The 12,249-nt window shown below is 31.7% G+C and carries 13 protein-coding genes; 6 read left to right on the top strand and 7 right to left on the bottom strand.

Going from position 1 to position 12,249, the window contains the following annotated elements:
• The 6 genes from Q4Q40_RS00165 to trhO all read right to left on the bottom strand — a co-directional run bounded on the left by Q4Q40_RS00165 (position 1) and on the right by trhO (position 5,741).
• On the bottom strand, positions 1-486 hold the full coding sequence (locus Q4Q40_RS00165; protein ID WP_303299646.1) for a gliding motility lipoprotein GldH: 486 nt from the start codon (positions 484-486) through the stop codon (positions 1-3).
• Positions 473-1,675: a PSP1 domain-containing protein gene (locus Q4Q40_RS00160; RefSeq protein ID WP_303299645.1), complete on the bottom strand. Its 1,203-nt coding sequence runs from the start codon at positions 1,673-1,675 to the stop codon at positions 473-475. Before Q4Q40_RS00160 ends, Q4Q40_RS00165 begins: the two co-directional genes overlap by 14 nt.
• A 107-nt stretch (positions 1,676-1,782) precedes the next feature.
• Positions 1,783-2,787 carry a radical SAM protein gene (locus Q4Q40_RS00155; protein ID WP_303299644.1) on the bottom strand — a complete coding sequence of 335 codons (1,005 nt, stop codon included), beginning with the start codon at positions 2,785-2,787 and terminating at the stop codon, positions 1,783-1,785.
• Between the two features lie 449 nt (positions 2,788-3,236).
• Positions 3,237-3,467 carry a ferredoxin gene (locus Q4Q40_RS00150; RefSeq protein WP_303299643.1) on the bottom strand — a complete coding sequence of 77 codons (231 nt, stop codon included), beginning with the start codon at positions 3,465-3,467 and terminating at the stop codon, positions 3,237-3,239.
• The gene (locus Q4Q40_RS00145; protein ID WP_303299642.1) at positions 3,467-4,711 is read right to left on the bottom strand and encodes a peptidase U32 family protein; all 1,245 of its coding nucleotides are present in this window, start codon (positions 4,709-4,711) and stop codon (positions 3,467-3,469) included. The genes Q4Q40_RS00150 and Q4Q40_RS00145 overlap by 1 nt, the downstream gene beginning before the upstream one ends.
• A gap of 1 nt (position 4,712) precedes the next feature.
• Positions 4,713-5,741, bottom strand: coding sequence for an oxygen-dependent tRNA uridine(34) hydroxylase TrhO (gene trhO, locus Q4Q40_RS00140; RefSeq protein WP_303299641.1), 1,029 nt, complete (start codon positions 5,739-5,741; stop codon positions 4,713-4,715).
• Between the two features lie 500 nt (positions 5,742-6,241).
• On the opposite strand from trhO, the gene recA reads away from it, so the two are divergent.
• From recA to Q4Q40_RS00120, 4 genes are all read left to right on the top strand, one after another.
• Positions 6,242-7,243 (top strand): recombinase RecA, encoded by a 1,002-nt coding sequence (gene recA / locus Q4Q40_RS00135; protein ID WP_303299640.1) that lies wholly within the window; start codon positions 6,242-6,244, stop codon positions 7,241-7,243.
• A gap of 110 nt (positions 7,244-7,353) precedes the next feature.
• Complete coding sequence (locus Q4Q40_RS00130; protein ID WP_303299639.1) at positions 7,354-7,767, top strand: hypothetical protein; 414 nt, start codon at positions 7,354-7,356, stop codon at positions 7,765-7,767.
• Positions 7,768-7,799: 32 nt separating this feature from the next.
• Positions 7,800-8,342, top strand: coding sequence for an RNA polymerase sigma factor (locus tag Q4Q40_RS00125; protein WP_303299638.1), 543 nt, complete (start codon positions 7,800-7,802; stop codon positions 8,340-8,342).
• Positions 8,342-9,994: a porin family protein gene (locus tag Q4Q40_RS00120; RefSeq protein WP_303299637.1), complete on the top strand. Its 1,653-nt coding sequence runs from the start codon at positions 8,342-8,344 to the stop codon at positions 9,992-9,994. The genes Q4Q40_RS00125 and Q4Q40_RS00120 overlap by 1 nt, the downstream gene beginning before the upstream one ends.
• Positions 9,995-10,078: 84 nt before the next feature.
• Here the strand turns inward: Q4Q40_RS00120 and Q4Q40_RS00115 are convergent, their stop codons facing one another.
• Positions 10,079-10,816, bottom strand: coding sequence for a lysophospholipid acyltransferase family protein (locus Q4Q40_RS00115; protein ID WP_303299636.1), 738 nt, complete (start codon positions 10,814-10,816; stop codon positions 10,079-10,081).
• A gap of 66 nt (positions 10,817-10,882) precedes the next feature.
• Between Q4Q40_RS00115 and Q4Q40_RS00110 the strand changes: the two genes are divergently transcribed.
• Positions 10,883-11,125 carry a GlsB/YeaQ/YmgE family stress response membrane protein gene (locus tag Q4Q40_RS00110; RefSeq protein WP_303299635.1) on the top strand — a complete coding sequence of 81 codons (243 nt, stop codon included), beginning with the start codon at positions 10,883-10,885 and terminating at the stop codon, positions 11,123-11,125.
• 85 nt (positions 11,126-11,210) lie between these two features.
• Complete coding sequence (gene trpS, locus Q4Q40_RS00105; protein ID WP_303299634.1) at positions 11,211-12,179, top strand: tryptophan--tRNA ligase; 969 nt, start codon at positions 11,211-11,213, stop codon at positions 12,177-12,179.
• The last annotated feature ends 70 nt before the right edge of the window (positions 12,180-12,249 follow it).

Below are 12,249 nucleotides of genomic sequence, written 5' to 3'. Positions count from 1 at the left end.
TTACGGTTTTTCAACTCTAAAACCAACATCTGTAATACCTTCTAACTCTATAACACCATTCACTTTTCCATTTTCTCGCATAGCGTGTTGTATGTTAACGGTATAGTCTCCTTTTTCTTCAAAAACGACTTGCTCCTTATACCAAAGCTTATTTTCTTTAACATCTGTAAAGCCTGTGCCTAAAAATTTTCCGCTTGGGTCTGCCATTCTATATTCTAAAGTGTCTTTAATAGTTTTACCATGTGGAAAACTCATTTCAACTATTAAAAATAAATTATTGTACTTATAGTCATTAGTGTTTCTTAAGTTAACAAACAGATTATACGCATTCGTAGAATCTGGTGGGTTTACTTTAAAACTAATTATAGAATCTTTATGCCATTTGTTAGGAACCGACTTATAAGTATCGAAAACGCGATTAGAATCGCAAGACACAAAGACTAAACAAGACATTAAAAGAAATAATAATACATTACTTTGTTGCATTTTTACTGTTTTGAGGTTTTCTTTTATTTCTGTTGTTCTTATTATTTTTATTGTTCCTATTGTTCCTTCTTTTATTATTTTTACGTTTATTATTCGATTTCGGACTATCGAAACGCGTTAAACTGTCTTGACCTACAACATTTTCAAATTCAGCTTTAATATCATCTACTAACTCTGAAGCATATTCTTCAAGGCTAGCAATTTTCTTCTTCTTCTTATTTAGTTGAATAATTTCATTGGCTTGACTCGTCGTTATTTTATACCAATTATTCCATTCTCCCTCATAAGCATACCACATGTGCCCTTTAAAAATGTCTGTTTTTTGACACACTGCAGTACCTTTTTCGGTATATATTTTTGTATCTGTTTTAGGAAAACTTTTTAAGGCATCAAGATAGGTGTCTAGTTCATAATTTAAACAGCATTTTAATTTACCACATTGTCCTGCCAATTTTTGAGGATTTAATGATAGCTGCTGGTATCTTGCTGCCGATGTGCTTACCGATCGAAAATCTGTTAACCATGTTGAACAACATAACTCACGGCCACACGATCCAATACCTCCAAGTCTTGAAGCTTCTTGGCGAAACCCGACTTGTTTCATTTCTATACGCGTTCTAAATTCGCGAGCAAAAACTTTTATAAGCTCTCTAAAATCAACGCGTTCTTCGGCCGTATAATAAAAAGTAGCTTTACTGGCATCTCCTTGAAATTCGATATCGGAAATCTTCATTTGCAATTTCAAATCAATTGCAAACTGGCGCGCCCTTACTTTCATTGGTTCTTCCTTATCGCGTGCAGACGACCAAATATCAATATCTTTTTGACTTGCTTTTCGGTAAATTTTTAAAGCCTCTTCTTTCTTATCCGATATGTTTTTGCGTTTCATCTGAATACGCACTAATTCCCCCGTAAGGGTAACCATACCAATATCATGACCTGCTTTTGCTTGGGTAGCTACAATATCCCCAATACTAAGTGTTAAATTTTCTTTATTATTATAATATTCTTTCCTTCCGTTTTTATAACGTACCTCAATCCAATTGAATGGTTTTTCTCCGCTGGGCAACGACATATTTGCTAGCCAATCGAAAACAGTTAGCTTGTTACAACTGTCTGTACCACAAGTACCATTGTTTTTGCAGCCTTTAGGTTGGCCATCTTTAGTAGAGCAACTTGCGCAAGCCATATATTTATATATTGAATTCGTTAATAATTATTATATTACGAATGAAGGTTAATAATCATTTTGAAATGTAAAGATAAGACTATTCTAAAAACTAAAAACAAAGATTTCTAATTAAACTCCACTTCGTAGTTCAGTCTATTTGAAAGAGATCTAAGCTTCTTTTTGGATTTGAAAACATTTAAAAAAAGTTGATTATTCCAACCAATTTTTTTTGAGTATTGATTAAACGACTCCTCTTTCCAATTAAAACCTTTTTTCCAAAAGCTATCTGGAGAAACATAACAAAAAGTATAATCAAATATTAAACTAGAATCATTAATTAACTCCTTATTTGGAATATAATCTGAAGCTAAAAGAGTAATATTATTAGCTTTACAGTCTTCTCTAATTTTTTGAATGGTCTCAGAATAATTTTTACGTAAAGGTTCTAAATCAAAATCACTATATTCTGTATTCCCTAGTTTTCGAATTGGTCTAACTTGAAGTAAATCAAAACTTGCTCCATTAAAATGAGCAAAAAGATCTTTAAGTTCATAAAAATTATCTTTATTAAATGTATAATTAATGCGAACTTTAAAATCGTATTTCTGTTTTAGCTTTTGCAAAGCATTAAAGGCATTGTGAAACTTTTCGTAACTAGCCTTTTTCATAAATCCTTCATAACTTTCTTTAGTCACTCCATGAAGCGATATCGTAAATTCATTCAACCCTGCTTTTAAAAGCGCTTCAATACTTTCCTCATTAAGTAGATTCGCATTTGTGGTTAAAGAAATATAAGGTACTTTATATTCCTTTCCTAGTTTAACAATCTTTACTAAGTTCTTATATAATGTTGGTTCTGTTCCACAACCAATTTGAAGTTTTAAAGCCCTTTTAAAAATAGCTTTAGCAATCAAATCAAGTTCTTCTTCTTTAAATTGACCTTTTAATGTTTTCACATAATCCGCATCTGTAAAATAACACATTTTACAACGTAAATTACAAGCCAATACAGGATCTAGATTTACTGCTAGATAGCGTTTATTAAAAGTATGTAATAACCAAAGACCAAAAAATTTAATTCTATGGCTTTTAATTTTCCTATTTAACCGCAAAAGCTTGTAAACGTTCATTTACTTTTTTTGCCTAATGTATTAAAAATATTCCTTAAATCCTTTTTATAAGGTAAATGCGCAGGGCAAACTCGTACTTTTTTTGAGATTTTTTTGTCACGAATTCACAAGTTTTTATATTTTCTTCCTATTCTCATGAATAAAATCTGATTTTTTTTTAACAACTTAAATTTTATCAATTTAACTCGTTTCCTAGTTAAATCTACTTTGAAAAACAAAAGAAAAAGAATAAACATGGTAAAACTAAATTCCTGTGAGTTTGTGAAATTCGTGTCATTTTTTTTAGAAGCTGAAAGTCAAATGGACTAAAGCACATCCTTTTTAACTACAGTTGGGACTGCTCAAGAGAAGAGTACTGTTTCCTTCTCTTTTCCGAAGTTCCTCTTGTTATTTTAATAAGACAATTTAGTTCTTACGAACAAAGGTAATAATGCTATGTTTACTTAAACTTAAACATTCTTAACACTAATTATGTTTACAGGACATGCTTTGGATGCTTTATCGCATGCATCAAAAATAACATCATCGTTAGATTTTACTGTAAAAAATCCTTTTTTATCTTTTGAATGTAAAAGAACGGTTTTACCATCTTTCTTAGACATTTGAAATTGGTTAGGAGCCAACTCCACACAGTAATTACAGCCTATACACTTATTACGTTGTAATGTAATAACAACCATTAAGCTTCGGCTTTATTTTCAACAATCTTATATAATTTATCAGAAGGTCTTATTCTAAAATCTAATGGTATCGTTATCGTATCACCTTTAGAGCCTATTGTTAACTTTTCATCGTTTACCAACATCTCATTTACTTCCATTTCTTTAGCTCCCGTGGTTGGTCCTGTTACTAAAATAGTATCTCCAAGAGCAACATCGTAAGCGTCAATTTTAAATTCCCCTATTTTAGCTTTGGTATAAAAATGCACACCTTTACCTATATACACCTTTTTTTGGGTTGCATGCGACCCAGAACCATTACTCCATTCTCCTAATTTCTGTCCTAAATAATAACCATTCCAAAATCCGCGGTTATAAACCTTTTCCAATTCTTGCATCCAGGAAATAACCTTTTCTTTATTATAGGTTTTATTCTCAAGACTATCAATAGCATCTCTATAACATTTTATAACTCTGGCAACATATTCTGGAGCTCGACCTCTCCCTTCAATTTTTAATACTTTAATACCAGATTCTACTACCTGATCTAAAATATCTATGGTACATAAGTCTTTGGGAGACATGATGTATTCATTATCTAATTCCATTTCAAAACCAGTTTCCTGGTCTATAACTGTATACTTCTTTCTACAATTTTGCTTGCAAGCCCCTCTATTTGCTGATGAGTTCTGAGAATGCAAACTCATATAACATTTCCCAGAAACAGCCATACAAAGCGCCCCATGACCAAATACCTCAATTTCTATTAATTTACCCGAAGGTCCTTTTATTTGTTCTTTTTCAATAGCTTCGGTAATTTTTGCTACTTGACGCAAACTTAATTCTCTGCTCAACACCATAGTATCTGCAAACAGCGCATAAAACTTAACCGTTTCAATATTGGTAATGTTAATTTGGGTTGAAATATGCACCTCTAAACCAATTTCTCGTGCCGAAGCTATTACAGCTTGATCCATTGCTATTACAGCTGTAATATCTGCTTCCTTTGCCTTATTTATAAGTGTTTTTACGATAGATAAATCATGATCGTAAATGATTGTATTTAATGTTAAATACGTTCTTACATTTTTTGCTTTACATCGCTTTGAAATTTCAGGCAAATCATCTAAAGTGAAGTTTATTGATGCCCTAGCTCTCATATTTAGCTGTTCTACACCAAAATAAACAGAGTCTGCGCCATTATCTAAAGCTGCTTGAAGCGATTCAAAGTTTCCTGCTGGAGCCATTAATTCTATATGCTGCATCTTATTTGAATTTTAAAGCTTCAGACCGTCCTTTTTTGAAAATATCGTTACTATTTCCTTGTCCTTTGCGCAATTCTTTTTGCTCCTCATAAGGTAGCCTATTTATTTCCATGCAATTGGTAGAACAACAGTTTTCATTGGTTTCTTTGCAAGAATCGCATTGAATAAACAGTAAATGACAAGCTTCATTAGCACAATTAGTATGTACATCGAACGGGGTTCCACATTGATGGCAATTCGCTATAACATCTGCACTAATACGTTCTGCTCTTCGGTCATCAAAAACAAAGTTTTGACCTAAAAATTTATTTTCTAAATGCTCTTCTTTTACTTGACGTGCATACTCAATAATACCCCCTTCTAATTGATATACATTTTTAAAGCCTTTATGCTTAAAATAAGCACTTGCCTTTTCGCAGCGAATTCCTCCAGTGCAATACATTACAAGATTTTTATCTTCTTTATGAGTTTTTAAATCGTCCTCAATAATATCTAAAGATTCTCTAAAAGTATCTACATCTGGTGTTATGGCATTTTTAAAATGGCCTATCTCACTTTCATAATGGTTCCGCATATCTACCAAAACCGTTTTTTCGTCTTCTATAAGATTATTAAACTGTTTTGCCCCTACATGGATTCCTTTATTTGTAACATCAAACGTAGCATCATTTAAACCATCGGCAACAATTTTGTTACGCACTTTTACTTTTAGCTTTAAAAACGATTTGTTGTCTTGCTCTACCGCAATATTTAATCGGATATCCTTTAAAAATGTAATGGTATCTAAATGTGCTTTAAATTCGTTAAAGCGATCGGCTGGTAGTGATAATTGACCATTAATACCTTCGTGAGCAACATAAATTCGGCCTAAGACATCTAATGCATCCCAAGTGATAAACAAATGATCTCTAAAAACTCGTGGGTTGCCAATTTTGGCATATTGGTAAAAAGAAAGTGTTAATCGATTTTTTCCTGCTTTATCAATTAATTCGGCTCTTTCTTTTGCACTTAATTTATTGTACAGTTGCATGCTATACTAATTTATAAGGTTAAAGAATTCTCATCCTAGCCTTCCTAAAGGGAAAGAAAAATGAAACTAAGGGGCAAAAATACAATTTTAAAGACGTGTCACAATTTATTGTATAAAAAAAGCACTTTAGTAAATATAAAGTGCTTTTTTTTGACTGATCCGTTAATATTAATTTAATTTTCTTTAAATAATATCTCACGAGTTTAGTCACCATCGGCTTTACAGTTACTATTTACAATATACAGTTACTGAAACACCTAATACATTATTAAAATTGTTTGTTTGAAAAATTTCAATTTAATTCTTTTTCATAGCAAAATTTTCCACTTTAATTAGTAGATGCAAAATATGTAAAAAGGTTGCGTTGCGCCATGGCACTTTATTTTTTTTAAATTAATAATCAGTCTTTTTATTTCTGAATTTATGTTGAAAACTATTATTGTATCATGATAAAAGATGTAGTATTTTAGCAGGCATAACTTCAGAAAAAAAAATTATAAATGAGCAGCGAAAAAGAAGCCAAATTAAAAGCACTTAAACTTACATTAGATAAATTAGACAAAGCTTACGGAAAGGGAACAGTAATGAAAATGAGCGATGCAGCTGTACAAGATGTAGAAGCTATTCCGTCTGGTTCTTTAGGCTTAGATATTGCCTTAGGCGTTGGTGGATATCCACGCGGACGTGTTATAGAAATTTATGGTCCAGAATCTTCTGGAAAAACCACACTTACTTTACATGCTATAGCTGAAGCTCAAAAAGCTGGCGGTATTGCTGCTTTTATAGATGCTGAACATGCTTTTGATAGATTTTATGCTGAAAAGCTAGGAGTAGACATTGATAATTTAATTATTTCGCAACCAGATAATGGTGAACAAGCCCTTGAGATTGCCGATAATTTAATTCGCTCTGGAGCTATTGATATTGTGGTAGTCGATTCTGTAGCAGCATTAACACCTAAAAGTGAAATTGAAGGTGAAATGGGAGACTCTAAAATGGGTTTACACGCTCGATTAATGTCTCAAGCTTTAAGAAAACTTACAGGTTCTATTAGTAAAACCAACTGTACCGTTATATTTATTAACCAATTACGTGAAAAAATTGGGGTTATGTTTGGTAACCCAGAGACCACAACAGGGGGAAATGCTTTAAAATTCTACGCTTCTGTTAGATTAGATATACGTCGTTCTACTCAAATTAAAGAAACCGACGGAAGTGTTGCTGGTAATAAAACCCGAGTAAAAGTGGTTAAAAATAAAGTAGCTCCTCCTTTTAAAATGGCAGAATTTGATATTATGTACGGAGAAGGTGTCTCTAAAGTAGGTGAAATATTGGATCTTGCTGTGGAACATGAAATTGTAAAGAAAAGCGGTTCTTGGTTTAGTTATGATGACACGAAACTGGGGCAGGGGCGTGATGCTGTAAAAGCTCTTATTAAAGATAATCCCGAACTCATGGACGAACTCGAAGGAAAAGTCAGAAAAATAGTAGTAGCAGAATAATTAAAAAATCCCGTTAATTCGGGATTTTTTGATTTTACACGCAACCTTTTTATTTCTTAAGCATCTACATAAAATAAGCATGTATATTACTCCCTAAAATGTATTTACCTATGAAAAAGTTTTTTGTTCTTTGTTTAATAGCTGTTTTATCTGCATCTTCGTGTAGTCTTGATGATGATGATCAGAATTTCAGTCTTGAAATTCTACCAGTTGAGAGTGTTGATATTCCTGATGAATTTACCCTAGGAGAAACATATCCAGTTACTGTTTCTTACCTTAGACCCTCAACCTGTCATGCGTTTAAAGAATTTTATTATTTAAAAGAAAATAATGAACGTACTATTGCTCCAATAAACTATGTCTTTGAAAGAGACAATTGCGAAAACCTACAAGAAGAATTGGTAGAAGCAACTTTCGACTTTACGGTTACAAGCAATGGTTCTTATATTTTTAAATTTTGGCAAGGAAAAGACACAGATGGGGAAAGTCAATATTTAACTATCGAAATACCCGTAGTTGACTAAAAATTAAGAATTAATTTAATACATGTTTTAGTTTGAGTTTAGACCAACTCATAGAAAATTGTAAAGTTGATAATACGAAAGCCCAAGGAGAATTATATAAACTCTTTTCGAGTAAACTATTTTCTGTATGCTTAAAGTATTCACGAAATCGTGCCGAAGCTGAAGATAATTTGCAAGACGCATTTTTAACAATTTTTAAAAAAATTGAACAGTATAAGAATAAAGGTTCTTTTGAAGGTTGGTTAAAGCGCATTACTGTAAATACAGTATTGCAACGATACAGAAACGAAAAGGTTTTTGATATTATAAATGAAAATGTAATTGAAGATGTTGAACTAGAAGTCGATGAAGATGCTATATCCATCGATTATCTTTTACAAATTATTCAAGAATTACCAGACAGATATAGGTTGGTTTTTAACTTATATGTATTAGATGGTTATTCACATAAAGATATAGCAGACATGTTAGATATAAATATAGGGACTTCAAAATCTAATTTGGCACGTGCCAGACAAAGTTTGAAGGAAACTATTGAAAAATATAAGACAATACAAAGTTTACAATCATTATAATGAGTGATAAAAAACATATTGACAGATTGTTTCAGGAAAGCTTTAAAGATTTTGAAGCCATTCCTAGTGATGCTGTTTGGGAAAATATAGAAGCTAAACTTAACCCAGAAAAGAAAAAACGTCGTGTTATTCCTATTTGGTGGCGTTATGCTGGTGTTGCTGCGTTATTATTGCTTTTATTAACTATTGGTGGTGCTTATTTTAATAATAATACAACTCCAACCAATGAAATAACTAATACCGATACTGAAAACACAACATCTTCAGATCTTAAAAAAGACGACCCTAATAATTTGTATCATACAAAAGATGCTGTTACTAACACTGGCTCTAATGAAAATGAAAATTTAGATAGTGAGCCACAAATTAAAACAAACCCTTTATCTAAGAAAATAATAATTTCAAAAGAATCATCAATTGTAGAAACACCTGCTTCAAAAAACAATGATGAAAGCAAAAAGGGTACTAATCTTTCTGCAAATAGGCAACAAAATACAATCAACAAATTATCAAATACTGAAAGTAATACCGCCGTTGCAAAGAGTCTTGAAGAAAAAAATGATCCTGATAACATTATTAATCAATCAAAAAACAATATTGTTATCACAGATAATTCTGAAGAAAAAAGAGATCCAGAAAAACTTCAAAATACATTGAAAAATGGTACCGCCATTGCTTCTCATTCTGAAAAAAACAATCAAGTTATTCAACAAAATAAAGAATCATTAATTGATAAAGAAAAAGCAAAAAAGATCATAAATAACACTTCAAAAAATAATACTGCAATTACAGGGATCAGAAAAGAAAATACAGAAACTGTAATTAATGATACAGTAGAAGAAAATAAGCTTAGCATAGAAGAAGCCATAGATAAAACCAAAGACATTATTGAAAAAGAGAAAGAATCAAATAGGTGGAGTATCGCCCCAAATGCTGCGCCTGTTTATTTTAATACTTTAGGAAAAGGTTCTTCAATAGGAGGTTCTCAATTCAATAATAATTCTAAAAGTGGTGAACTTAATATGAGTTATGGTATTTCTACTAGTTATGCTATTAACAAAAGGCTAAGTATCCGTTCTGGTATTAATAAGGTTAATTTGGGATATAACACTAACGGTGCGGTTATTCTTCAAACTATAGGTAAAGCCTCAAGTAGTCTTACATTACAAAATGTTGATGCTATTCAAACCAACAACAATACTAGTAATAGTGTTCAAGAAAAAGTCGTTCTCGTTAGTGATGAAAGTTTCGTATCAAATGACACTCCTGAATCATTGTCATCGTCAGATAACATTTCTATTAATCAAGATATGGGGTATATCGAGATTCCTTTGGAATTTCAATACGCCCTTTCAGACAAAAAATTAGGAATTAATTTTATTGGTGGCTTTAGCTCATTCTTTTTAAATAATAATAAAATATTCTCTGAGGCAAATAGTGGTGAAAAAACACTTATAGGTAAAGCAAATAATATAAACAAAGTAAGTTATAGTGCTAATTTGGGATTGGGTTTAAATTATCAAATATCTAAAAAGATAGACTTGAATTTAGAGCCTATGTTTAAATATCAAATTAACACATTTAATAATACATCTGGCGATTTTAAACCTTTCTTTATAGGGGTTTATACTGGATTCGCCATTAAATTCTAGGTTTTTGGTTAGATCTGGATATTGATTTTCGAGTTTAAGGAAAATCAATATCGAAAAAAACTGCTCATCCCCATGAGCAGTTTTTTATTTATTAAAAATTTGTAATTGTTTCAAGATAATATTCCTAGTCGTTTCATTTAAAGGTTTCGTATCATCTGTTGTTAAATTTTCTGTAGATAAAAATTTATGAATCTTAACACGCATTCTTCCTGGGCTACCACCAAAAAATATGTACGGAAATCGTTTTTTATTATCGGCGAAAGTTAATGGCACAATAGGAATTTGATGATTTATTGCCAATCTAAAAGCCCCATTTTTAAATTCATCTAAATTTATGTGTTCTTCTGGCACACCTCCTTCGGGAAAAATACAAATGCTTAAACCAGATTGTAATCTGCGCTGTGCTCTTAAAAAAACAGCTTGCCTACTTTTTGGTGAGCTTCTATCAACCACAATACAAGTCCGTTTATAAAAGAAACCAAAAAGCGGAATTTTAGTAAGCTCCTTTTTTCCGACAAATACGAATGGATTTTTAATAGAAGCCAGCATGAGCATAATATCTGTCATAGAAGTATGGTTCGCTACAAACATATAGCTCTTATCTTTTCTGGGCGTTTGTTCTCGTTCAATACGATACCTGAACCCCATACCAATTAAAATTATTTTTGCCCAAAATCTGGCAATCTTAAAAAAGAACGGATACCATGATTCTTTTGAAATAGAAATTATAAGTACAGGAAACAGAATAAGTATTGGTAACCCTACAAGAATGTAAAACCAGATACGGTAAAACGTCCAAAATATGTGTTTTATAACTTTCATAAGTATCAAAAATACTATTATAAATTGATTATCTTTAAAACATAATAATTTTAAAATTATATAATTATGAGTTTACTTTATTCACTATTAATTGGTGCTATTGCAGGCTGGTTAGCAGGAAAACTAATGAAAGGTGGTGGTTTTGGATTACTATTAAACATTGTTATTGGTATTATTGGAGGCTTTGTTGGTAACTGGTTATTTGCAACGCTTAACATCTCATTTATAGGAGGTATTATAGGCGATATTTTAACGGGTGCTATTGGTGCTTCGGTCATATTATTTGTTGCAGGCTTATTTAAAAAGTAACCATTTTTATTTTTTTATCAAAGAGGCTAGTGCCATTTTTTTTTATTGCATAACTTATCTCTAAATTTGCGCTTTAAATAAAATTATGGCAAGAATACTAACTGGTATACAAAGTACAGGAACACCGCATTTAGGAAATATATTAGGGGCTATCATGCCAGCAATAGAAATGTCTAATAATCCTGAAAACGATTCTTATTTATTTATCGCAAATCTGCATACTTTAACTCAAATTAAAGATGCTAAAACGTTGCGTACTAACACGTATTCTACTGCAGCCACCTGGCTAGCTTTTGGTTTAGACATAGAAAAAACAGTGTTTTACAGACAAAGTGATATCCCGCAGGTTACTGAGTTATCTTGGTATTTAAGCTGTTTTTTTCCTTTCCAGCGTTTAACATTAGCGCATAGTTTTAAAGATAAGGCCGACAGGTTAGAAGATGTAAACTCTGGTTTATTTACCTACCCTATGCTTATGGCTGCCGACATTTTGTTGTATGATGCCGAAATTATCCCTGTTGGCAAGGATCAGCTACAGCATATTGAAATGACACGTGATGTGGCCTCTCGTTTTCATGCTAAAGTGGGTGACACATTTGTACTCCCTGAAGGAAAAATACAAGAAAACACCATGCTCATTCCTGGAACCGATGGTGAAAAAATGAGTAAGAGTAGAAATAATATCATCAATATCTTTTTAGATGATAAAAAACTACGCAAACAAATAATGACTATTCAAACGGATAGTACACCACTTGAAGACCCTAAAGATTGGAAAACATGTAATTGCTTTTCAATTTATAGTTTATTAGCTAATGATGCACAAATAGAAACCATGAAAACTAACTATGAAAATGGTGGCTATGGTTATGGGCATGCAAAACAAGCTTTATTTGAATTGGTTGTTGAAACGTTTGCTACCGAACGTGAAAAATATAACTACTACATGAATAACCTCGGAGAGATTGATAAGGTCTTAAGTTTAGGAGCAGAAAAAGCAACAGTAGTAGCCAATTCTGTTTTAAACAGAGTACGAGAAAAGATTGGGTATTAAAAATTTACTTTTTGTCATTCTTTTGAAGGCAGAAATTCAATTAGAAAATAATAAATTTCAATTATTTAAT

Source organism: Flavivirga jejuensis (genome assembly GCF_030540765.1).
In the GTDB taxonomy this organism is placed as follows: Bacteria; Bacteroidota; Bacteroidia; order Flavobacteriales; family Flavobacteriaceae; genus Flavivirga; species Flavivirga jejuensis.
This window is presented reverse-complemented; position numbering and strand designations above follow the sequence as displayed.